Here is a 22,250-nt window from a genome sequence, read left to right as displayed (position 1 = left end):
TACATGGGCATCCGCATTACGGGTACGGGCTTATTCCATCCGGAACACGTCATCACCAATGAAGAATTAGTTGAAAGTTTAAATGCTTATGTGGAACTGTTTAATCACGAAAATGCTGACAAAATCGCTGCAGGCGAAATTGAAGCGCGTCGTGGTTCTAGTGCAGAGTTTATTGAAAAAGCGTCTGGTGTCCAGCGCCGTTATGTTGTAGAAAAATCAGGTATTCTTGATCCAAGACGCTTACGTCCAAACTTACGTGAACGTGCAGATGACGAAATTTCACTGCAAGCAGAGTGGGGTGTAATTGCCGCCAAGCAGGCGATGGAAAATGCCGGTGTGACCGCTGAAGATATTGATATCGTGATTCTGTCATGCTCGAATTTGCAACGTGCTTATCCGGCTGTGGCGATTGAGATTCAAACTGCTTTAGGAATCAAAGGTTATGCCTATGACATGAATGTGGCCTGTTCTGCAGCTACATTTGGTCTGAAACAGGCTTATGATGCGATCAAAGCAGGCGCACGCCGTGTGTTGCTTGTGAATGTAGAAATTACTTCTGCACATACCGATTTCCGTTCACGTGACTGTCACTTCATTTTTGGGGATGTTGCCACTGCCTCCATTATTGAAGATACCGAAACCAAGACCGGTTTTGAAATTCTGGATATTTCATTGTTTACCCAGTTCTCCAATAATATCCGCAATAACTTCGGTTTCCTGAACACGTCTGAAAATGCCGATATTGATGACAAGCGTTTCCGTCAGGACGGTCGCAAGGTATTTAAAGAAGTCTGCCCACTGGTTGCAAAAATGATTACTACTCAGCTTGAGAAAAATCATATTGTGCCAACAGAGGTGAAACGTTTCTGGTTGCACCAGGCCAATGCCAGCATGAATGAACTGATTCTGAAGCTGGTGGTGGGTAAGGAAAATGCCAAACCTGGTCTGGTACCGATTATTCTGAACGAGTTCGCGAATACCTCTTCAGCAGGTGTAATCATTGCCTTGCACCGTACTGCAAATGAAGTTGAAGATGGCGAATATGGCGTACTTTGTTCATTTGGTGCAGGCTATTCAGTCGGCTCAATTCTGGTACAAAAACACGTTGCATAAGCCAGGAGCATATTTTGCAGGTCAAACATGACGGGCAGTGGATTAGACGCTTAAGTGCCTTATCCAAACTTTATTTTACCCCTACTTTTTTAGGGGCCGAATATATTGATGCCAGTCGACCTGCAATGTATGTCGGTAATCATTCCATGTACGGAATCTTCGACTCTCCGATGCTGATTGATTATCTCTATAACGAACATAAAGTGGCTGTGGTCAGCATTGCTGATCATAGCCATTTTTATGTGCCCTTGTGGCGTGAAGCTGTGAAAAAATTTGGTGCTATTGATGGGACACAACATTATGTGCGTACTGCGATGCAGCAGGGCTATTCCATTCTGGTCTTTCCGGGTGGGGGTCGTGAAGTTTTAAAACGAAAAGGCGAGCAGTATCAGTTGATCTGGAAGCAACGTTACGGATTTTTAAAACTGGCTCAAGAGTTTAATTATGATATTGTCCCGTTTGCAGCGCTCGGTGGGGACGAAGTCTATGAGATTGGCTTTGATGCCAATAAGATTGTCCAGCACAAATATTTCCAGACACTCCTAAAGGTACCACAACTCAAAAAATTACTACGTCAAGGCGATGTAATTCCTTCTTTGCCCAAGCGACTGTTTCCCAAACGTCTGCCATTTTATTTTCAGTTTATGCCAAGACAATCGATGGCTCAGGTGCATACTCAGGAAGAGCTGATCGCATTTCGACAGAGTCTTCAACACCACATTTATACCGGTCTGGCCGAACTTAGCGTGCTGCGGCAACAAGGCCAATAAAAGGCGTTTTCTATTAAATCTGGACTGTTGGTCTACCATTGCGTATTATTTTTCAGCAATGAAAATCCATGACTGTTTTATAGTGCAAGTGATGCCATAATGTATCTTTAAGTGGGCCCTGATTGGCAATCAAGGAGTCAGCATGATCCAATATAAAAATAAGATGATCCTAAGATGACGAGGCGCGTATGGAACAGAATGGCTTGATAGCGCCTTTAAGTTTACTAGCACAACAATGTTTGCGGATTTCTCCAGAGCTAAAACAGCTTTATCTTGACCAGATGGCGATGATTGGTCAGCTGAATGCACAAAATTTATTAAAAATTCAGCAGGATCAGCATCGGATTGAATTGCTGGATGGATGGTTTTATATCCAGTTTCATACTCCGCCCGCATTAGACTCAGGAGCCGTGTCTACTTTGGTGGAACGTCAGTTTTATTTCCATAAAAGCAAGGCGGAAGCACTGGAGGAATTCTTTCTACAGGATATCTATTTCCTGACTGGAGATTTAAAATCCCAGCATTCACTATATTTGCGCGACAAAGCCAAGCAGTTACGCCAGCTCATTTTTGCTCAGGTGTATGCAGGGCTCAATGGCCCAGAACGGGTATTCGCATTTCTGCAGCAGATGTCGGCTGTTCAGGCTGAGATTATCGACCAGCAGCTGATCAAGGCGGGACTATACACAATACCTGTGATGCAAAACTTTGTGCAGTATGGGAATGAAATTCCACAGCAAATCCTTGAAAGCTTGCAACAGGCTTTTTCTTTGCAATATCTGCAGCAAGATGAATTTCTGTCCATCCAGTCATTGATGGATAGTCTGGATGAATTCTGTTTTAGTGCTACGCAATTTTTGCCTCCGGTAACATTCCGGATTATGTCATTGTCTTTTGAAGAGCGTTTTAACCTGCAGGAACTGATTGATCACACTGATGATATCTGCATGCTGTATCGGCATGCACAGGAGCAGAGCAACCTGCTCGGTTTTGTCCGTTTGATGAACCGCGAGGTCTGGCATCGGGATGATTTGTTATCTAAACGGAATTTCTTTGAAAATCATTCTTATTTATGGCAAAAAAAGGTGGCTCGATTGCCACTGTTTGACTGTCAGCGAGCGGTAAATTGGCTATTCAAGCAATCTGCTGAAGTGCTGGACTGGATCAGTAACAATATCCAGCATAGCAGTGTGCGGGTGGCGGTGACAGCCTTAAGTTTTGTAGATAGTCACCATATTCATCCACAGATTATTCTGGCGACCTTGCAATATTTTCAATATGTTTCGGCACGTCTGTTTATTCATAGCATACATGAATATGCGATCCAGCATGAATGGTTTCAGAGTGAGCATAATCAGTCATTTGTATTGAAAGGCACACGCCAATCATTTGATGATCAACGAATTGCGATTAGCCCCTCGATTCTGTATCTGGATGAATGGATGGAGTTGCTGCGCAATATGGCGAAAATGGATGATCAGCTGACTAAGAAAGTTTACTTGAATTTGAGCCGGGTGATGCAGGCGTATATGCAGCATCTATATAGGATCACCGCGCATCTTCCGGATGAAGTTTTGGCGTATATTCAGCCTCAAAGCCAGCAGAATCGTGACTTTTATACTGTTTTGCGGCGCTACCAGATTACCTTTACTGAATTCAGGCAGCTGTTTTATATGCACGGCGGGCATATGCGAGAGTCGGTATTTGACAGTTATGTGCGCGACTATTTGGTTGACTATTTTTCCAATCATAAACACATACCAAAAAACCTGAGCTGGAGCAGTTTGTTTAGTCAGGCGGTTGCCTGGCATGATCAGATTCAGAAGCAGGAAATTATTGCCAAGCTGAAAAAAGAATTTGCTTTGGCTCATTGGAAAACACGGACACAGGTCCCTTTCTTGTTATATTTCAACTGGCGTTTTGAAGAGCTGAAAACATTGGACCGGATTATTGAAGAAACCAAAATTTTCCGCAACTGCCTGGCAGCAAGTTACGCCCAACAAATAGTGGAAGGCCAGTATCTAGCCTTTCGTATGTCTCATCCTGCTGTACGCTTACCGCTGATGCTGGGCTGCCGTCTGGTCAATGGGCAGGTGATTTTTGATCAGCTGGAATATCCGAACAATCAAAAAGCAGAAGCTGAATACTGCAATATTGCCCAGCATTTTATTAACTGGCTAAACCTGCAGGCTTGACCAGATTCAGTCCTTTTATGTCCATGAAGCTTAACTTTTCCGCTAAAACTCGTTAGGCTATAGCCGTTCTTTTACGGTATGTCTTTTATGAAACAGGAAACTGCACTTAAGCTCTTAAAAGCAGGCGAAAATGTATTTTTAACCGGTTCTGCGGGTGCAGGAAAAACTTATACACTTAATCAATATATCAATTATCTGAAGGCCCGTAAGGTGTCGGTCGCGATTACCGCATCGACCGGGATTGCAGCAACGCACATGAATGGTATGACCATTCATACCTGGGCGGGAATTGGAATTAAGGACTTTTTGTCTGAAGAAGACTTAAAGCGCATGAAGGAACGTAAATACCTGAAAGAACATCTAGAAAACGCACAAGTTTTGATCATTGATGAAATTTCCATGCTGCATGCCAAGCAGCTTAATCTGGTCAATCAGGTACTGAAATATTTCAAGGAAAGTGATGAGGCTTTTGGTGGGATTCAGGTGATTGTTGCAGGCGACTTTTTCCAGTTGCCGCCCGTTGGTAAAAATGATGAACGCAACCGTGACAAATTCTGCTTTATGTCGGATGCCTGGGTGGAAGCCAAGTTTCGTGTCTGTTATCTGACCGAGCAGCATCGTCAGGGCAATGATTATCTGAATGATATTCTAAATGCCATTCGTGCACAGGCAATTAATCATGAACATCGTACAGCGCTTCAGGCCACACGCCAGCAGGATATTGGCGAAACCTATACACGGCTTTATACCCATAATATGGATGTGGACAGTATTAACTTCAAACATCTGAATGAAATTGACAATGATCCGCGCCAGTTTGATGCGCAGTGTGATGGCAATGACAAGCTGATCGAGACTTTAAAATCTTCAGTGCGTGCACCAGAGTCTTTAACCCTGAAAAAACATGCCAAAGTCATGTTTGTGAAAAACAACTTCGATATGGGCTATATCAACGGCAGTCTGGGTGAAGTCATTGGCTTTGAAGAAGATGATGAATATGGTGTGCTACCGAAAGTCAAACTGACGGATGGAACTACATTAATCGTGGAGCCTGAAACCTGGTCAGTCGACAATGAAGCAGGTAAAACCATTGCCAGTTTCCAGCAGATTCCATTACGTCTGGCCTGGGCGATTACCATTCATAAATCCCAAGGAATGACTCTGGAAGCTGCCGAGATTGACCTGAGCCATACTTTTGAAAAGGGTCAGGGGTACGTAGCGCTATCGCGGTTAAAAAGCTTGAATGGCTTACGTTTAAAAGGTTTTAATGAGCAGGCTTTAGAGCTCGATACTCTGGCTATTAAGGCGGATCGCCGTTTTCAGGAACTCTCTGATGAAGCCGAAGCGAATTTTGACAATGTGGATCTGACTGTACAGCATAATGCCTTTATCCGGCATTGTGGTGGAACACTGAACGAAGTTGAAATCCAGCGCAATGAGAAGAAAATTGCCAAAAATGGTGGTAAACAAAGCTATGCTACTGCAACATTGGATGAAACGCGGGAACTGTTTGAAGAAGGTTATGAGATTGCTGATATTGCAACTGAACGTGGTTTGACTCCGGCAACCATCATTAACCATTTAGGCCGTTTGCATAAAGAGCAGGGGCTGGATATTTCAGTTGCCCATCCGGGTGAAGAAGTGGTGGAACAGGTTCGCAAGATTTATAAACGCCTGACCAAGCGTCAAAACTCGGAACATTTTAATGATGATGGTTCTATTAAGCTGCGTCCGATTGTGGAACTCACTACACCTAAAATGGCTTATGACCAAGTGCGTTTAGCCTTGCTGTTTGTGGAATAAGCCTGAATATTTCAGTCTACTTGCTAAATTAAAAAATGATAGAAAGTTGGTCCTATCTTCTAGAATAAGGTTGAGCTGAATTGGATAACCTTGCAGTGAGATATCTATTTTTCTGTCAATTAAAATTTGAGATACAGTTTGATGCCGGGCGACATGGAGGTCGTCGTGGATCTTTGGCGTTAGCAGATAAAACGCATAGGCAGCCTTTTAAAATTATTTGATTTTTTAATCTCATTTTTCAAACCCGATGTATTATCGCGTCCCAATAAATACCGATAAAATTCCAGCCGCAATTAAAGGGCCAACCGGAACACCGCGTAATACTGCTACACCTGCTACTGTGCCTAACAAGAGTCCGGCCACCACATCTGGCTGACTTGACATCAGTTTCACCCCACGTCCGCCCAACCAGGCGACAAAGACCCCAATTGCGATGGCCAGTAAAGACTTCCAGCTCAGGAAAGATTTTAAAATACTTTCTCCAGAAATTTTGCCACTGGCAATTGGTGTCAGAACACCAATGGTCAGAATAATAATGCCGATATTTAAACCATGTGCCTGTACATAGGGCAATAAACTGCTGAGAGGCGTGATTTTTAAAACGATTAACACCGCTGCAGCAATGGTGACTGCACTATTATGGCTGAAAATACCGCAAGCCAGTAATACCAGAAGAACAATCAGATTTAGATCAAGTTGCGACATAAGTAGGAGAGATAGAGTGAAAAATAAAGCTATTGTAGAGCTTTTCAACACGTGATACCTAGAAAACAGAGGAAGAAACCAAATTCATGACTGATTCAGGATAGAATGCACAGGTCTTCACTCGATACAGGTATAAACAGATGCTATTGGAAAAAATGTTGCAGTCACAAGGTTTCGGCTCTCGTAAGCATTGTCAGCAACTGATTAAAAATGGTGCTGTTTCAATTCAAAATGAAGTGATTGACAATCCCAAACATAAACTGGATTTAAATAACTTGAATTTCGAGGTTTATGGTAAAAGCTATACCTATCGGGAAAAAGTCTATATCGCCTTAAACAAGCCACAAGGCTATGAATGTTCGCATCAGGCGACCCATCATTTTAGTGTGTTTGACCTGTTTGATGACATTCTGCTGAATCGGGGGATTCAGTGTGTAGGGCGTCTGGATCAGGATACTACCGGGCTGTTATTGCTGACTGATGATGGCCAATTCCTGCAAGCGCTGACTCATCCCAAAAAACATGTGGCCAAGGTCTATCAGATGCAAACTGCGGATCCAGTCACGGATGAACAGATTCAGCAATTAGAGCAAGGGGTCGAGTTAAGAAATGAAAAAGGCATTTTTGCAGCTACTGAAGTGACACGATTGGCTGAAAATCGTCTGCAAATGACTATCCATCAAGGCGTCTATCATCAGGTGAAGCGTATGCTGGTTGCTGTAGGCAATAAAGTTGAACAGTTGCACCGTGCACAGATTGGTGCTTTAGCTTTACCAGAACTGGCTGAAGGAGAGTGGCTGTATTTAAATGTGGAACAGGTGGCGCAGGCCAAATTCCGCTCTGAATAATAATTTTTTTATTCTCTTGAAATTGGATTAAAAAATAAGGCTTATTTTAGGAAACAGTGATGGGTTTGAAACTCATCGTCTCTAATAAATCCCATGGATTCATATAATTTGTGCGATTGATAATTGTTTTTTTGGGTTTCTAGGGTGATTCTTAAGGCCTGTTCATGTTTGGCAAATAAAATTGCGGTATCAATCAGTTGTCTGGCTGCGCCCTGACGCCGAAAAACCGGCGTGATATACACATCATCCAGAATATAATAAGTCGAGCAGGCCACCGAAGAAAAACCCAGATACAGGATAATAAAGCCGGTAAAGGTATCATCTTTGGTATTGATAAAAATAACAGTCTGTCCATCTTCAAAACGCTGTTTTAAAAATTGGTAAGAGAGTTCAGGATTGGAAGACGTACCATAAAACTGTCGATATTCATCAAATAATATCGCCAGTTGATTCAGGTCTGCTGACTGGGCGCGTTGTACGAGCATTGCATACTCCAGCTAATTTTTTATTGATTATCAGCATCAAGCATAGCGAAGTTTGTGAGTGGCAGGCTTTAGAAATTGTTTGGAAATGCAACAATGTTAAATTTTGTCGCTTTCACCCAAAATAGCATTCAGTTCTTCAAATAAATCAAGATGATCATCATCCAATGCAATCTCCTGATCATCCAGTAGATTCATGGCAGAACTGGAAAGCGCATTTTGCTCGGTTTTAGCTTCGTTTTGTTTCAGCTTACGTAGTCGGATCAGCTGTTCCAGATTGATATTCTGGTTTTCAATCGAGAAGGGGATCGATTTGGTAATCACCACCTGCTTGAAAAAAAGACGCACAGCCTGAGCTGGCGTAATCCCCAATTGCTTAAATACTGCAAAGGCTTGTTTCTTCTCTTGCGAGTCCAAGCGAATTTGATAAACTTCAGTTTTTCTCATAATATTTTTAAAGCTTTAAATTACTTAACTTTTCGCCTTTATTCTAATCAATTATGTTTGAAATTCAATCTTAAAGCGACCGATTTTAGAAAATAATCTGTAATGACAAGCGATTTACAGTGTCAATTCAAGTTGCGAGCTGAAATTTAGGCTTTTTTGCGTGATCGGATCGATAAATTGAATATGTTTAGCCAATAAACTTAAAGGTGCAGAAAAATCATCTTCCGCCTTGTGCACTACCTGTGGATAAAAGGGATCATGACGGATCGGAATACCCAGATGATTCAAGTGCACCCGTAATTGATGCTGCTTGCCAGTATGCGGTTTCAACTCATATTTGGCCCATTCTGTGTTGTGTTCCAGCAGATCAATCGCTGTCTCGCTATTTGGCGTTCCGTCTAGCACGTGCATGGTATAAAAAGGCTGACCTTTTTGCATTCTCAAACGTGTGACCAATGGGAATTTTAAACTATGGTTATACGCCGCAATTGCATGATAGGTTTTTTGCACCTGCCGTGTAGCAAATAACTGCTGGTACAGGCCACGTGATTCCACACATTTGGAAATCAGGACCACACCTGCCGTTTCACGGTCCAGCCGGTGAATGGGCGTTAAATGCTCATTGCCGGTTTGCTTTTTAAGACGAACCAGTAGCGTTTCCTGCACATATTGTCCGGTCGGGCTCATGGTCAAAAAATGCGGTTTATCGACCACCATGAAATGCTCATTTTCAAATAAAATCTGATGTTGAAAAGGAACATGCACTTCATGTGCCAAAAAGCGGTAATAGAAACAGTGGCTATTGGCTTGAAATGGACTTTCTGTTGTTAATTGATTGCCTTGGGCATTATAGACCAGTCCCTCGTTGAAACGGGACCGCCATTCATCTGCTGTAATATGCGCAAATTGCGTGCATAAATAAGCAAAAACTGTCAGGGGCGCATCCGGACTGGCTGGCAAAAACACTTTACTGGCACTGACTCCATTCAGCATGGGCGGGTTAAATTCAACAGTCGGTTGCATGGCAGGCAGATTAACCTCTTAAGGAACAGATGCTGTGAAAAAATACAGTTTCTCACACGGGTGAATAGGCTTTTAAAGCGTGGCGATGCTATCATATTTATTCTTTTGCATCATGTCGTGAGTAATATGCCTTATTCATTTAGTGTCACTTTAAATCATGAAGACGATACCCAAAAACTGGCCAAGGTTCTGGCGGAAAATTTCCCTGCGGGAGTCGTGTATCTGATTGGTGACCTGGGGGCAGGAAAAACGACGTTAACGCGTTATTATTTGCAACAGCTGGGTCATAAAGGTTCAGTGAAAAGTCCAACTTATACATTGGTCGAACCCTATCAAATCAATGGTCAGGATATTTTTCATTTTGACTTGTATCGTCTGAATGACCCGTATGAGCTGGAATTGATGGGCATCCGGGATTATCTGGAAACACCGAATGCGCTATTTTTATTTGAATGGCCGTCCAAAGGTGGCGATGAAATTCCGCAAGCTGACCTGATTATTGAAATTTTAAAATCTGAAGATGAGCTCACCCGTACTGCAAGTCTGATTTCATCGAATCTTGCCTTACGAGAAGCTCTGGAGCGCCAATTCTCACATGTTGAATGATTTAAGTCTGCGCCGTATTCGTGCCCTTGATCCTGCACTTGCCAACCAGATTGCCGCAGGTGAGGTCATTGAACGTCCGGCTTCTGTGGTCAAGGAATTACTGGAAAACTCGATTGATGCGGGTGCGACGGAACTGATCATTCGGGTCGAACAGGGTGGTAGTACTTTAATTGAAATCATCGACAATGGACGCGGAATTCATTCCGAAGATCTAGCTTTGGCCGTGATGCGCCATGCTACCAGCAAGATCCAGAGCGCTGACGAGCTGTATGCGATTAGCAGTCTGGGCTTTCGTGGCGAAGCACTGGCGTCGATTGCTGCAGTTTCTCGCCTGACCATGATCAGCAGTCAAAATGACGAGGGCATCGGTTATCAGGTCGAAGTCAATGGCACGGCTTTTGATCATCAGGAAATTCAAGCGGTCGCAGCTTCGAAAGGGACACATATCCGGGTTCAGGATTTGTTTTTCAATGTGCCTGCACGGCGTAAATTCCTGAAAAAACCGGGCACTGAATTTGGTCATATCGAAGAAATTGTGCGCCGTATGGCGTTAACGCATTTTGATATCCGGTTTGTGCTGGAACATAATGAAAGCATCAAGCTGAATTTACCCGTGGCGGATAGCGGCGCTTTGCGTTTTCAACGGGTACAGCAATTGCTTGGCCGCCAGTTTACTGAAAATGCCTACTGGATCGATGCAGACAGTATCAACATGCGTTTGTCTGGCTGGCTTGGCCATCCTTCAGATGCACGTGCACAGGCTGATTTGCAGTATGTCTATGTGAATGGCCGGATTGTCAAAGACAAAACCATTTCTCATGCCTTGCGGATGGCCTATGACGGCATCTTGCATGGGCATCAGCATGCGGCTTATTTACTGTTTTTAGAAGTTGATCCAGAAAATGTGGATGTGAACGTCCATCCGACCAAGCATGAAATTCGCTTCCTGAATCAGCGTGAAGTACATGAGTTTGTGCGGCATTATGCCAAAGAAACGCTGGCACAATTCCAGACCGCAACTGCGGATCTGGCCGAAGCAATGAAACAGGATCAGCAGCCTGGCTTGACGGCCCCGCAACCACGTTATCAGGAACAGTTCAGTCTGCATCAGACTGCGCGTTCTCAGCCGCAGGTGGTGAGAACGACATCTGCCTTAAGTGAAAATGAAACTTCAGATGTACTGACCGATTTTGCATCTTCAGGTCCACAAACGGTGCATTATTCCCCAGATTACCGTAAATCTTATTCGGGTTCACAGCAGCTGAATAATGCCTTGCAAAATTATTTAGCTCCGCTGAGAGAAAGGTCGGAAACTGAAGTATTCAGTCCTGAGCAGTCTTTTCAGACACATGTAAAGGCCAAAGTGGATGAGCATCCATTGGGTATTGCCATTGCCCAGTTACATGGTATCTACATTCTGGCGCAAAATACCGAAGGTCTGATTATTGTCGATATGCATGCGGCGCATGAGCGTATCGTTTTGCAGCAGATGAAATCAGCCTGGGATAAACCTGAATTCTGGACGTCACAGCAACTGCTGATTCCAAAGGTCGTAAACATTAGCCGGATGCAGGCGATGCGGGTAGAAGAACTTAAGGAGCAACTAGCACGTTTGGGTCTGGAAATTGACCAGTATGGTGATGAGCAGGTCATTGTACGTGGTGTACCGGCTATTCTACACAAGGCCGATTTTGATGCCCTGATTCCTGAATTATTGAATGATTTAGATCCGGGTGATCAGGCACAAAGTCTATTGCAGAAGCGTGACCAGATTCTGGCAGGTATGGCCTGTCATGGTGCAGTGCGAGCGCATCGTATCCTGAGTTTGTCGGAAATGAATGCTTTATTGCGTCAGATGGAACAAACCGAATTTGCCAGTCAATGTAATCATGGCCGTCCAACCTGGCGCGCCTTTCCATTGGCTCAACTAGATAAACTTTTTGCTCGAGGAGAGTAGTTTTACATGTCCAATCAATTGCCGGTCATCAATTTAATGGGGCCAACTGCAAGTGGCAAAACTGCTTTGGCATGTGAGCTATATGAGCAAGGAAATTTTGAGCTGATTTCGGTCGATTCTGCGCTGGTTTATCGGGAAATGGACATTGGTACTGCCAAGCCTTCTAAAGAGGAATTGGCGCGTTATCCGCATCACCTGATTGATATTATCAGTCCACTCGAAGTGTATTCTGCGGCCAACTTTGTCGAAGATGCTAGCCGTTTAATTGATGATATTCATGCCCGTGGTAAGACTCCGATTCTGGTCGGTGGAACCATGCTGTATTTTAAAGCTTTGCTCGAAGGTCTGTCAGATAATCTACCCAGTGCAGATTATGCTATACGGGCAGAGATTGAGGCGAAAGGTGAGCAGGAGGGTTGGGAAGCGGTTTATGCAGAATTATGTGCAGTCGATCCGATTGCCGGTGAAAAATTCAAGGTCAGTGACAAACAGCGTATTATTCGTGCCTTGGAAGTTTTTAAATTGACTGGAGAGCCGATTACAAAACTACAGGCAGAACAACCTAAAAACTTACCATATCGTTACAGTTTCCATAATTATGCTCTTATGCCTGATCGGTTAGAATTACATGGGCGTATTCAACAACGTCTGAAAATTATGTGGGAAAGCGGTTTTTTAAATGAAGTTGCAAACTTAATTGAAAAATACGATTTTAATGAAAATTTACCTTCCATGCGTTCAGTGGGTTATCGACAAGCCATAGAATTTTTAAAAAATGGCGATAAAACCAAGCAAAAGCAACAGGAAATGGAGGATAAGGCTTTATTTGCCACACGACAACTTGCAAAACGTCAATATACGTGGTTAAGGTCTTTGCAAGAAAAGCATAAATTTACAACATATTTTACGCTACAGCAGGCTCAAGAAGACTTGCGAAACTGTCACGGATAAAGCAAAATTTAGAGACTATCTTTTTTATAATTTTTAATTGAAAAATAGAGATAGTTTTTGCGCTGATTTTTAATTTTTTGGAGTTATAACATGTCTAAAGGTCAAACTTTGCAAGATCCATTCTTGAATTCTCTCCGTAAGGAACGTATCCCAGTATCTATCTTCTTGGTAAACGGTATTAAATTACAAGGTCATATCGAATCTTTTGACCAATACGTGGTTTTATTAAAAAACACAGTAAGCCAAATGGTTTATAAGCATGCAATTTCAACTGTAGTACCTGCACGTAATCCACGTCCTGCTGGTGCGCCTGCTGGTCCACAAGGTGCTGGTTTTGGCGGTCAAGGTGCTGCAGGTGGCTTTGGTGGCGGTCAGGGTGCTGGCTTCGGTGGTCAAGGTGGCTTCGGTGGCGGTCAAGGCGCTGGCTTCGGTGGTCAAGGTGGCTTCGGTGGTCAAGGTGGCTTCGGTGGTCAAGGTGGCTTCGGTGCCGGTCAAGGCGCTGGTTTTGATAACGATACTAAATTTGACGACTCGTCAGAAGATGAAAACAATCGTTAATCAAGTCTGAAAAATAAAAAAACCTCTCCTGGAGAGGTTTTTTTATATGTGCATGTTTCGAAAAGTTGAATTAAAAAGCCAGCAATATATTGCTGGCTTTTTATTAGTAGCTCAAGGAGCTTAACGGTTACGTTTAGGATCGAGTTGTGGGTCTTTAATTTCAACATAAGCGTTATTACGTATTTCACGTAACCAGCTGTCCAGCTCCGCATCAAATTGACGTTCACCTAATAATTGGCGGGCCATACGTTCCTGATATTCCTGTGTCATATCTTGTTGACGTGTTTCACTCACTTGAAGAATATGCCATCCAAACTGGGATTGAAACGGTTTGCTAAACTGACCTACTGGGGTGCTTTTCATTTGCTGTTCAAATTCAGGCACCATTACTCCTGGGCTGACCCAACCCAGGCTTCCACCATCACGTGCCGAGCCAGGATCAGTAGAGAATGTTGAAGCTAGAACAGTAAAATCCTCACCTTGTTTCAGGCGGTTATACAGACTATCAATCATCTGTTTGGCATTTTCTGGACTTACCACTTCAGAAGGTTGAATCAAAATATGCCGCGTCAAATACTGAGTAACAAGAGCTTTCTGTTCACCACCTTTACGTTCCAGAAGTTTTAGGACATGTACTCCATCGGCAACAGGAATCAGTTCAGAAGTCTGACCCGGTTGCAGGGTGGTCACACGAGCAGCCAGTTCAGCCGGAATTTCTGACAGGTTTCTTACCCCCATGTCAGCAGCTTCGACTTTAATGCCACTCTTGCTGTATTTTTTGCTGATTGCCTGAATATCATTGCTGTTATTTAATTCTTGCTTTACCTGATTCGCAATCTGTTCAGCATTTGCACCGCTTATACGCATATGCAGCACATGCACCTGGCTGCCGAGCAAAGCCTGACCTTGTGGTGTATTCAGGAAGTTTTTAACATCTTGATCTGTAATTTGAATCCGTGAAGTCACAATTTGTTGACGTAAACGGTTTAGCGCCAGATCTTCAGCAATACGATTGCGTAAAGAAGCATAGGTATTTGGTCCCATGGCATCCAGTTTTTGCTGGAAGGCTTCCAGAGTTGGGGAACCAGCATTACGGGCAACTTTCAGGACTGCTTCATTTAAGGCTTTTTCATCTGGACGAATGTTATAGCGTTTTACTTGCTCAAGCTGTGCTTGGCGAATAATGAGTTGTTCTAGGGCTTGCTGTTCAAGATATTGTTGTGGTGGAACTGTCTTTTTCTGTTTTTGCAGCTGATGTGAAATTTCGGCTACGCCTTGAGCCAGGTCACTACGCAGAATAACACTATTGTCGACTACAGCTACAACTTCATCTTTAGGTTGGGCAACAGCAAATGTCGTCATCGCTGAAGAAAGGCATAGCGCAAGAGCGGTTGCTTTAAAAATTTGTTTTAACTGTTTTGTCTTCATTAACGTTCTGTCCAAATTTGATTGATATTGTTAAAACCTAGAATACGATTTTCTAGTAATGAGGCGAGTTTACTGCTTAACCCACCTAAGCCTTTCAGGCTGACTTCGGCCAAAATAGCTCGTTTAGGCTTGACGTTTGAATCATTAACATCATCTAAGTCATTGTAATATGAGCGGCCATAAACAGATACTCCCCAGCAGCATGACTCATAGTTTACGCCAAGTAAATATTCACGTGCGACACTATTGTTGAGATCAAACTGGGCGTGTCCAACCAGACGCCAGTTGTTGGCAATCGGCTGGATAAATGAGCCAACAATCTGATCATAGCGTTCCTGACGGTCTGGAATATTTTTGCGGTAGAAATAGCCTAAGTTGTACAGGTTGCCTTGATCACCCGTGTAATAGACCTGCAAATCGCGTTCAGCATTATCACCATTTGACATCCAGCTTGAGTTCAGATTTATATACACATTATTGGAGAGCTGACTGGTGAGCTGGATCACTGGTCCGGTATGACTTTCACGATCAAATTCATCTGCATCGCTTTCCAGTGTTACCCGGCGGTCTTCAAAAAAGAAACTCTGTCCGATACTGGCACGTAAACGCTCCAGACCTTCTTCATTGAATAGGCTATAGCTGAGGCCGAGGGAGGCAAAATTATTGTCTTCCAAACGGTCATTACCATAAAAACGGCGTGCACTAAATAACTGGTCGTAATTGATCGAAGCTACTACGGAATCAAAGTTAGGTTGATTCTGCTGGTTTTCATATGGCGAATAGGCATAGAAGAGGCGAGGTGTCAGGGTTTGTAGATAAGTTCCTTCTTTCTCAAAGATCAAGCCGGTATCCAGAGTGAACTGTGGAACTACAATTGAGCTGTTTTCACTGGATGCACTACGGTTTTGGGTTTTTTCATCATAGAAGGTATTGATGTTACGTAATGATGCTTTAGGGATGAAAAAAGACCAAGGGGTAAAATGGTTGTAACTTACAGAAAAGTCGTTATAAATCCGCGTACCACTTGGTTGATATACCTTTTCATCATTTGAACCCGTATCAACAAAATTTTTCAGGTCTTTTTGGAAATAAGCTGTGTCATTTTTAAATTCATACTGTAACCCTAATGGATTGCCAGTTTTATAATGCACTAAAAGCTGAGGTAAACGTGCATAAGGACGATCTTCATCCGGAACAGATGGGTCAAGGGTCTGGAAATCTTCAACTTTAAATTGTGCTTTTAGGCCGGGAATACCATTTCTATAATTGACTTCCCAGGCACGGCGCAGGTTTAAATCACTTTTTGAGTTCGGGTTGTTATCTAGATCGGCAAAGAAATCTTTATCTGATGCGTAATTATATTCCAGATTGGTGGAAAACTGCTCGTTGATTTGCCAGGCATGCAAAAAGTGTAAGTCTTTGCGGTCTCTATTGTCATAGCTTCTATCTGAAGGTAAATAGCCACCCCAGATCCGTCCTAATCCATAATCTTCAGTCAGATAGCGGAACTCGCCCTCCAGCATTAAACCACGGTCTCCAATATAGCGCGGCGTGATTGTCGCATCATATTGTGGTGCTAAATTCAGATAAACAGGAACACCAAGTTCAAATCCACCATCATTGGTAAAGCCAAAAATCGGTGTCAAAATACCGGTGGTTCGGCGATCATCAATCGGGAAATTAAAATAAGGAACTGCTAATACTGGAACATTTTTAACATAAAGCTTGGTGTTTTTGGTCTCACCACGTCCGGTTTCCTGATTAAGCTTGATCTTTTCTGCCTGAATTTTCCAGGTAGGTTTCTGATCAGGCGGGCAGGTGGAGTAAGTGGCATTTTCCAACTCAAGAGTATTGTCAGAGGTCTTGGCAATTTTTTCAGCACGACCGTGAGCATGCTGCTGTTCTGCAATGTAGAAACTGTTATATAAATCACCCTGCTGGGTTTTTAAATTATAATTTATATCGTCACTTTGCGAGATTAGTCCACCTTGTGCGAGTTGCACATTACCTTCTGCCTTGGCATAGGTCTGGCTCTGATCGATGGTGACTCGCTCCGCACGGATTTGACGGCCCTGCTGGTCAATTACCACATTTCCTTGCAGGAAAGAATCACCCGTCGGATCATAATATCCATAATCGGCGCTAATGGTTGAGGTAGCCTGATCTGGCGCAACGGTTTCTGCATCGGGGGCAATCGGAGTGACCCAGGCACCTTTACAGTAGGCAGAGCTTAAATATTTTCCCTGACGTTGCTGTGCTTCAGCAGAGGATTTATCGACATAATATTGCGAGAAGAAGGCTTCGCCTGGATAGGTCTCATTAATGCGCTGTTTAAGCTGTTCTGCATTTACATCGGACGAGACATTTGATGCAGCAAAGCTGGAGGCTGAGCTGCCACATAAAAGGGTTAAGATCGCAGTCGCTAGAGGATTTATTTTAAAGTGATGCTTCATTTGTCTCATTAACCAATCATGCTTTTATCGCAATTAATTATTGTCGCATCATAGAGAAAAAGTTGATAAGTAGCTACACTTAGCACTTTAAAAACTCAGCCTGTATTAGAATTAATTGCAAATGAATACACAACGCGAACAATTGATACAATCTTGGATTGCCTCTGTACTCGGTTCAGATCAATTTGAAACTCATTTTTTAGCAGGTGATGCCAGCTTTCGTCGTTATGCACGAATCAAGCTGAATAATAAAACATTTATGTTGATGGATGCACCACCAGAAAAAGAAGATTGTGTGCCTTTTGTGACGATTGATGAATTTTTTGATGCGCATGGCGTGCGTGTTCCGCATATCGTCGCAAAAGATTTGAAGAATGGTTTTTTACTGCTCGAAGACTTTGGTGATGTCCTGCTGTCTAATCTGCTGAATGATGAGACTGTAGATGCCTATTATGAGCAAAGCTTTAAACAGCTGATTCAGCTGCAATCCATTCCGGGAGAAGGGCAATTCCCCGCCTATTCTTATGAAAAGCTGATCTCGGAAATGGAGTTGCTGACCGACTGGATGCTGCCGGCTTTAAAGGTACAGCCCACAGAGGCAGAATCAGCCTTGATCAAGCGTACCTTTGCAATTCTGGCCAATGCCGCTTTGGCACAACCTCAGGTCATTGTGCATCGTGATTTTCATAGCCGGAATTTGATGAAAATTGAAAATGAAACTGAACTCGGTGTGATTGATTTTCAGGATGCCGTGATTGGTGCGGATACTTATGACCTGATTTCGATTACCCGTGATGCCTATGTGCAGTGGAATGCCGACCGTGTGTATCGCTGGTTCAAAAATTTCTATGAGTTATTGCCAGCATCTGCTAAAGAAGAGCGTGACTTTGAACAGTTTAAAAAAGATGCCGACATGATGGCGATTCAGCGTCATATCAAGATTTTAGGTATTTTTGTGCGTCTGTTTGAACGTGATGGCAAGTCAGGTTATCTCAAGGATTTACCACGTGTAATGTGGTATCTGCTCGAAGAATCAAAAGCTTATACTGAACTTCAGCCATTCATGCAGTTTATCCGTGACCGAGTGATGCCGGCCTTTGAAGCCAAATATGGCTCATATGAGGTGGCTGCCTAAATGAAAGCGATGATTTTGGCCGCAGGTCTTGGCAATCGTATGCGCCCGTTAACTTTGCATACCCCGAAACCCTTGCTTGAAGTCGGTGGCAAACCACTTATCGTCTGGCATCTAGAAAAACTGGCTGCAATCGGTGTCACTGAAATTGTGATCAATACGGCCTGGCTGGGTGAGAAACTTGCAGAAGCTTTGGGTGATGGTTCGCAATTTGGCGTGCACATCCTTTGGTCACATGAAGGTGAAGGCCTGGAAACAGCAGGCGGAATTATCAATGCCTTGCCGTTACTCGGTGATGAACCTTTTATTTTATTAAATGGTGATGTCTGGACCAGTATGGATTTTGCACCTTTACTGGGTATTGAACTGGAAGATAATCTGGCACATCTGGTTCTGGTCGAGAATCCACAACAACATCCTGAAGGTGATTTTACGCTTGCAGATGGGAAAGCCTATACTTTTGATCAGAAAGTCGATGGTGAAAATCTGACGTTTAGCGGTATATCCGTACTTGATCCGAAAATGTTTGCAGGCCTGGGAGCTGGAAAGCGTCCTCTGGCGCCTTTATTAAAGGCTGCGATGTTGAATAATGAAGTTGCTGCCTCAAAATTGACAGGTATTTGGGTTGATGTAGGAACCCCCGAGCGTTTGACAGCACTGGATTTGGCAATCCGTGAAGGGAAGTCTGCTTAAGTGAATATTCACTAAGCACTGCCTACTGTGCCAATATAGAGAAAACGGTATACTTCCACCTAACTTTTTCGAGCGTAGATTGTTTATGCATATGTTTTTTCAAGAACTAAAGCAGGGTAGCCAGGCTTTGGGTTTAGAGCTATCTGACGAGGCTTTAAATTTATTACTCAAGTATCAGGATGCTTTGGTGCTGTGGAACAAAGCATATAATCTGACCGCAATCCGTGATCCTAAGGAAATGCTGGTCAAGCATCTGCTCGACAGTCTGAGCATTCTGAAAGATTTACCAGCAGGCCGTTTGCTCGATATCGGTACGGGTGGTGGTATGCCGGGCATGATCATTGCTTTATGTCAGCCTGAACGCGAATGTGTATTGCTGGATTCGAATGGTAAAAAAATTCGTTTCCTGAAGCAGTTTATTGCTGACCTGAAATTAAAAAATGTCATTGCAGTACAAACCCGTGTAGAAAATGAAGACAGTATTAACGAGCTGGGCCAGTTTGATGTGATTACCAGTCGAGCATTCGCTTCATTGACCGATTTTGTCAATGCAGCTAAACCTTATATGCATGAGCAAACTATTATTGCTTCCATGAAAGGTTTAATCCCTGCAGATGAAGTGGCTGCATTAAAAGATGAATTTAGCTGTCAGATTATTGAACTGAAAGTTCCGCGCCTGGACGAACAACGTCATTTACTTCTATTAAAACGTATTTAAAATTTTTGGAAAATCGGGGTCAACATGGCACAAATTATTGCGATTGCTAACCAGAAGGGTGGTGTCGGTAAAACCACAACCGCAGTAAATTTGGCGGCATCTTTAGCTGTGTTAAAAAAACGCGTTCTGCTGGTGGATATGGATTCTCAGGGCAACGCAACCATGGGGTCGGGAATTCAGAAAAATGACCTGCTGTATTCGGTCACGGATGTCTTGCTGGGTGAAGTGCCGATTGAAACGGCGATCTCTAAGGCGGAAGTTGGCTACAAGGTTCTGGGGGCCAACCGGGATCTGGCTGGGGTGGAGCTGGCAATTGCAGAACAGGAAGGGCGCGAGTTCATTTTGCGTGAAGCCCTGCAGGAAATTGAATCTGTATATGATTATATTATTGTTGACTGTGCGCCAAGTTTAAGCCTGATTACGGTGAATGCTTTGGCTGCCGTGGATGGTGTGATCATTCCAATGCAATGTGAATACTATGCCCTGGAAGGTCTGGCAGATCTGACCCAGACCATCGACCGGATTCAGCAAGCACTTAATCCGGAGCTGCAGATTGTTGGGGTATTACGCACCATGTACGATGCACGCAATGCCTTAACCCGTGATGTATCTGAAGAACTGGAACAATATTTTGGTAAAAAACTGTATGAAACCGTGATTCCACGAAATATACGTCTGGCTGAAGCGCCGGCGCACGGTTTGCCAGTGATTTATTTTGAAAAAAGCTCAAAGGGTGCAGTTGCCTACTTAAATCTGGCAGCTGAAGTATTAAAGAAAAGCAAAGTGAAAAAAGGAAGTAAAGCATGACCGTCAAGAAACGTGGACTCGCCAAAGGTCGTGGCTTGGATGCCTTGCTGGGATCAATTCAAAAAGAAAAATTACAACTCGAAGCCCAAGGCATTGATCATGGTCAGCTGAAACAGATCGATGTAAACTTGCTCAAGCGCGGTGAATACCAGCCACGCCGTTATATTAACGAGCAGGATTTGCAGGAACTGGCGGCATCGATTGAGAAGCATGGCATCATGCAGCCAATCGTGATCCGACCGGTTGATGATGAGCGCTATCCGTATGAAATTATTGCAGGTGAGCGTCGCTGGCGTGCGGCACAGTTAGCGGGTTTAACTGAAATTCCTGCGATTGTACGGGATCTGAATGATCAGGTTGCCATTGCACTGGCGCTGATTGAAAACATCCAGCGTCAAGATCTGAATCCGATTGATCAGGCGCTGGCCTTACAGCGCTTCCATGAAGAATTTGGCCTAAGCCATCAGGAAATTGCCGATACAGTGGGTAAAGCCCGCACAACAGTGAGCAACCTGCTTCGTTTGCTCAGCCTGGCTGAAGAAGTAAAAGACTTTATGCAGCAGGGTTTGCTGGATATGGGACATGCACGTGCGATCTTAACCTTAAAAGCTAAAGATCAGCTTAAAGTAGCGGATATTGTGATTGAAAAAAGTCTGTCTGTGCGCCAAACCGAGCAGTTAGTCCGCGATTTCAATACACCTAAACAAGAAAAAGTAAAAGAAGCAGTAGCACCAGATATTCAACAATTGACTCAGCGCCTTTCGGAGCGTTTCAGTGCAGATGTTAAAATTGACTATAACAAGCAAGGCAAAGGAAAACTGGTTATTAGCTATCACTCTTTAGAAGAACTTGATGGCATTCTGTCTATTTTAGAAGATGAATAAATTTATCTATTTTTTATTGGGGAATAAATTAGATGTGGGAATTGGTTAAAGCAGGTGGCTGGCTCATGCTGCCACTGGTCTTGTGTTCTATCTTTATGCTGGCGATTTCGATCGAACGCCTGATTCGCCTGAAAAAGAACGCAGTACTTCCGTTGACTCTGTTAATGGGTTCGTCGCAAAATGCTGCACAAGTCATGCAAAAAATGAATCAAAGTGCGGCCTTAAAGCGTAGTACTTTGGGTCGGGTATTTACCGCAGGTTATGCGACTAAACAGCAGGGTGAGCAGTATGCTCGCGCGCAGATGGAAGTAGTGGCTTCACAGGAAATCGGGTATCTGGAAAAAAATATTAATTTTCTGGGTACGCTGAGTGCAGTTGCACCCTTACTCGGTTTGTTGGGGACTGTACTTGGGATTATTGAATCTTTCCTGATGATCGATGTGGGAACTGGAAGTGATCCGGTCTTGATGATGCCCGGTATTTCCAAGGCTTTAATTACCACAGCAGCCGGTATGCTGATTGCAATTCCTGCACTGTTTGCGCACCGTTATTTTCAGCGTCTTGTTCAGGAATATGTGGCTGAACTTGAGCAGCAAGCGACTTTGTTTCATGCGGATCTTTTTTATCGCAATCATGCAGACATAGACCAAGATATGCAAAAAGCCAGCTAGGAGGCG

Annotated in this window: 21 protein-coding genes; 15 read left to right on the top strand and 6 right to left on the bottom strand. The window is 43.5% G+C overall.

Translation table 11 applies throughout. The features are described 5' to 3' along the window. Positions 1-3: 3 nt before the first annotated feature. The 4 genes from VXQ92_RS05215 (at position 4) to VXQ92_RS05200 (ending at position 5,881) form a co-directional block, all read left to right on the top strand. Positions 4-1,113, top strand: coding sequence for a beta-ketoacyl-ACP synthase III (locus tag VXQ92_RS05215; RefSeq protein ID WP_416680735.1), 1,110 nt, complete (start codon positions 4-6; stop codon positions 1,111-1,113). A gap of 14 nt (positions 1,114-1,127) precedes the next feature. Further along, positions 1,128-1,883, top strand: coding sequence for a 1-acyl-sn-glycerol-3-phosphate acyltransferase (locus VXQ92_RS05210; RefSeq protein WP_064096596.1), 756 nt, complete (start codon positions 1,128-1,130; stop codon positions 1,881-1,883). Positions 1,884-2,071: 188 nt separating this feature from the next. Beyond that, positions 2,072-4,078 (top strand): hypothetical protein, encoded by a 2,007-nt coding sequence (locus VXQ92_RS05205; RefSeq protein WP_416680734.1) that lies wholly within the window; start codon positions 2,072-2,074, stop codon positions 4,076-4,078. An 87-nt stretch (positions 4,079-4,165) separates the two neighbouring features. Then, a complete protein-coding gene (locus VXQ92_RS05200; RefSeq protein ID WP_064096594.1) occupies positions 4,166-5,881 on the top strand; it encodes an AAA family ATPase in 1,716 nt (571 codons plus the stop codon). 252 nt (positions 5,882-6,133) lie between these two features. Here the strand turns inward: VXQ92_RS05200 and VXQ92_RS05195 are convergent, their stop codons facing one another. After that, positions 6,134-6,586 (bottom strand): DUF441 domain-containing protein, encoded by a 453-nt coding sequence (locus tag VXQ92_RS05195; RefSeq protein ID WP_064096593.1) that lies wholly within the window; start codon positions 6,584-6,586, stop codon positions 6,134-6,136. Positions 6,587-6,726: 140 nt separating this feature from the next. On the opposite strand from VXQ92_RS05195, the gene VXQ92_RS05190 reads away from it, so the two are divergent. Further along, positions 6,727-7,434 carry a pseudouridine synthase gene (locus tag VXQ92_RS05190; protein WP_416680732.1) on the top strand — a complete coding sequence of 236 codons (708 nt, stop codon included), beginning with the start codon at positions 6,727-6,729 and terminating at the stop codon, positions 7,432-7,434. A gap of 41 nt (positions 7,435-7,475) precedes the next feature. Here the strand turns inward: VXQ92_RS05190 and VXQ92_RS05185 are convergent, their stop codons facing one another. The 3 genes from VXQ92_RS05185 to VXQ92_RS05175 all read right to left on the bottom strand — a co-directional run bounded on the left by VXQ92_RS05185 (position 7,476) and on the right by VXQ92_RS05175 (position 9,386). After that, a complete protein-coding gene (locus VXQ92_RS05185; RefSeq protein ID WP_416680730.1) occupies positions 7,476-7,919 on the bottom strand; it encodes a GNAT family N-acetyltransferase in 444 nt (147 codons plus the stop codon). Positions 7,920-8,015: 96 nt separating this feature from the next. Further along, a complete protein-coding gene (locus VXQ92_RS05180; protein ID WP_064096590.1) occupies positions 8,016-8,363 on the bottom strand; it encodes a type II toxin-antitoxin system RelB/DinJ family antitoxin in 348 nt (115 codons plus the stop codon). Positions 8,364-8,477: 114 nt separating this feature from the next. Continuing rightward, positions 8,478-9,386, bottom strand: coding sequence for a pseudouridine synthase (locus VXQ92_RS05175; RefSeq protein ID WP_064096589.1), 909 nt, complete (start codon positions 9,384-9,386; stop codon positions 8,478-8,480). Positions 9,387-9,512: 126 nt separating this feature from the next. Between VXQ92_RS05175 and tsaE the strand changes: the two genes are divergently transcribed. The 4 genes from tsaE (at position 9,513) to hfq (ending at position 13,458) form a co-directional block, all read left to right on the top strand. Next, positions 9,513-9,992 carry a tRNA (adenosine(37)-N6)-threonylcarbamoyltransferase complex ATPase subunit type 1 TsaE gene (gene tsaE, locus VXQ92_RS05170; protein WP_064096588.1) on the top strand — a complete coding sequence of 160 codons (480 nt, stop codon included), beginning with the start codon at positions 9,513-9,515 and terminating at the stop codon, positions 9,990-9,992. Then, positions 9,982-11,949, top strand: coding sequence for a DNA mismatch repair endonuclease MutL (gene mutL / locus VXQ92_RS05165; protein WP_416680728.1), 1,968 nt, complete (start codon positions 9,982-9,984; stop codon positions 11,947-11,949). Before tsaE ends, mutL begins: the two co-directional genes overlap by 11 nt. A gap of 6 nt (positions 11,950-11,955) precedes the next feature. After that, positions 11,956-12,900: a tRNA (adenosine(37)-N6)-dimethylallyltransferase MiaA gene (gene miaA / locus VXQ92_RS05160; RefSeq protein WP_416680727.1), complete on the top strand. Its 945-nt coding sequence runs from the start codon at positions 11,956-11,958 to the stop codon at positions 12,898-12,900. Positions 12,901-12,990: 90 nt separating this feature from the next. Next, the gene (gene hfq / locus VXQ92_RS05155; protein WP_416680726.1) at positions 12,991-13,458 is read left to right on the top strand and encodes an RNA chaperone Hfq; all 468 of its coding nucleotides are present in this window, start codon (positions 12,991-12,993) and stop codon (positions 13,456-13,458) included. Positions 13,459-13,578: 120 nt separating this feature from the next. Here the strand turns inward: hfq and VXQ92_RS05150 are convergent, their stop codons facing one another. Then, a complete protein-coding gene (locus VXQ92_RS05150) occupies positions 13,579-14,886 on the bottom strand; it encodes a peptidylprolyl isomerase (RefSeq protein WP_064096584.1) in 1,308 nt (435 codons plus the stop codon). Further along, on the bottom strand, positions 14,886-17,339 hold the full coding sequence (locus VXQ92_RS05145) for an LPS-assembly protein LptD (protein ID WP_416680724.1): 2,454 nt from the start codon (positions 17,337-17,339) through the stop codon (positions 14,886-14,888). The genes VXQ92_RS05150 and VXQ92_RS05145 overlap by 1 nt, the downstream gene beginning before the upstream one ends. A 121-nt stretch (positions 17,340-17,460) precedes the next feature. On the opposite strand from VXQ92_RS05145, the gene VXQ92_RS05140 reads away from it, so the two are divergent. From VXQ92_RS05140 to VXQ92_RS05115, 6 genes are all read left to right on the top strand, one after another. After that, positions 17,461-18,474 carry an aminoglycoside phosphotransferase family protein gene (locus VXQ92_RS05140; RefSeq protein WP_416680723.1) on the top strand — a complete coding sequence of 338 codons (1,014 nt, stop codon included), beginning with the start codon at positions 17,461-17,463 and terminating at the stop codon, positions 18,472-18,474. Then, complete coding sequence (gene murU / locus VXQ92_RS05135) at positions 18,475-19,164, top strand: N-acetylmuramate alpha-1-phosphate uridylyltransferase MurU (protein WP_416680722.1); 690 nt, start codon at positions 18,475-18,477, stop codon at positions 19,162-19,164. It abuts the gene before it with no gap. Between the two features lie 85 nt (positions 19,165-19,249). Continuing rightward, entirely contained in the window at positions 19,250-19,882 is a 633-nt protein-coding gene (gene rsmG, locus VXQ92_RS05130) for a 16S rRNA (guanine(527)-N(7))-methyltransferase RsmG (RefSeq protein ID WP_064096580.1), read from the top strand. 24 nt (positions 19,883-19,906) lie between these two features. Continuing rightward, on the top strand, positions 19,907-20,689 hold the full coding sequence (locus VXQ92_RS05125; RefSeq protein ID WP_416680720.1) for a ParA family protein: 783 nt from the start codon (positions 19,907-19,909) through the stop codon (positions 20,687-20,689). Next, entirely contained in the window at positions 20,686-21,573 is an 888-nt protein-coding gene (locus VXQ92_RS05120; RefSeq protein WP_416680718.1) for a ParB/RepB/Spo0J family partition protein, read from the top strand. The genes VXQ92_RS05125 and VXQ92_RS05120 overlap by 4 nt, the downstream gene beginning before the upstream one ends. Before the next feature lie 32 nt (positions 21,574-21,605). After that, complete coding sequence (locus tag VXQ92_RS05115) at positions 21,606-22,244, top strand: MotA/TolQ/ExbB proton channel family protein (protein ID WP_064096578.1); 639 nt, start codon at positions 21,606-21,608, stop codon at positions 22,242-22,244. Positions 22,245-22,250: the final 6 nt, after the last annotated feature.

It is taken from the genome of Acinetobacter sp. 228 (assembly GCF_048147885.1).
The sequence above is the reverse complement of the archived record's forward strand: the minus strand, read 5'-3'. Positions and strand labels throughout refer to the sequence as shown.

Bases quoted from the DNA above. Each gene is read 5' to 3' on its own strand.
- miaA (WP_416680727.1), top strand. From the start codon at position 11,956: ATGTCCAATCAATTGCCGGTCATCAATTTAATGGGGCCAACTGCAAGT.
- VXQ92_RS05150 (WP_064096584.1), bottom strand. From the start codon at position 14,886: ATGAAGACAAAACAGTTAAAACAAATTTTTAAAGCAACCGCTCTTGCG.
- VXQ92_RS05125 (WP_416680720.1), top strand. From the start codon at position 19,907: ATGGCACAAATTATTGCGATTGCTAACCAGAAGGGTGGTGTCGGTAAA.
- VXQ92_RS05120 (WP_416680718.1), top strand. From the start codon at position 20,686: ATGACCGTCAAGAAACGTGGACTCGCCAAAGGTCGTGGCTTGGATGCC.
- hfq (WP_416680726.1), top strand. From the start codon at position 12,991: ATGTCTAAAGGTCAAACTTTGCAAGATCCATTCTTGAATTCTCTCCGT.
- VXQ92_RS05205 (WP_416680734.1), top strand. From the start codon at position 2,072: ATGGAACAGAATGGCTTGATAGCGCCTTTAAGTTTACTAGCACAACAA.
- VXQ92_RS05140 (WP_416680723.1), top strand. From the start codon at position 17,461: ATGAATACACAACGCGAACAATTGATACAATCTTGGATTGCCTCTGTA.
- VXQ92_RS05190 (WP_416680732.1), top strand. From the start codon at position 6,727: ATGCTATTGGAAAAAATGTTGCAGTCACAAGGTTTCGGCTCTCGTAAG.
- VXQ92_RS05215 (WP_416680735.1), top strand. From the start codon at position 4: ATGGGCATCCGCATTACGGGTACGGGCTTATTCCATCCGGAACACGTC.
- VXQ92_RS05180 (WP_064096590.1), bottom strand. From the start codon at position 8,363: ATGAGAAAAACTGAAGTTTATCAAATTCGCTTGGACTCGCAAGAGAAG.
- VXQ92_RS05200 (WP_064096594.1), top strand. From the start codon at position 4,166: ATGAAACAGGAAACTGCACTTAAGCTCTTAAAAGCAGGCGAAAATGTA.
- VXQ92_RS05195 (WP_064096593.1), bottom strand. From the start codon at position 6,586: ATGTCGCAACTTGATCTAAATCTGATTGTTCTTCTGGTATTACTGGCT.
- rsmG (WP_064096580.1), top strand. From the start codon at position 19,250: ATGCATATGTTTTTTCAAGAACTAAAGCAGGGTAGCCAGGCTTTGGGT.
- VXQ92_RS05115 (WP_064096578.1), top strand. From the start codon at position 21,606: ATGTGGGAATTGGTTAAAGCAGGTGGCTGGCTCATGCTGCCACTGGTC.
- VXQ92_RS05185 (WP_416680730.1), bottom strand. From the start codon at position 7,919: ATGCTCGTACAACGCGCCCAGTCAGCAGACCTGAATCAACTGGCGATA.
- tsaE (WP_064096588.1), top strand. From the start codon at position 9,513: ATGCCTTATTCATTTAGTGTCACTTTAAATCATGAAGACGATACCCAA.
- VXQ92_RS05145 (WP_416680724.1), bottom strand. From the start codon at position 17,339: ATGAAGCATCACTTTAAAATAAATCCTCTAGCGACTGCGATCTTAACC.
- mutL (WP_416680728.1), top strand. From the start codon at position 9,982: ATGTTGAATGATTTAAGTCTGCGCCGTATTCGTGCCCTTGATCCTGCA.
- murU (WP_416680722.1), top strand. From the start codon at position 18,475: ATGAAAGCGATGATTTTGGCCGCAGGTCTTGGCAATCGTATGCGCCCG.
- VXQ92_RS05175 (WP_064096589.1), bottom strand. From the start codon at position 9,386: ATGCAACCGACTGTTGAATTTAACCCGCCCATGCTGAATGGAGTCAGT.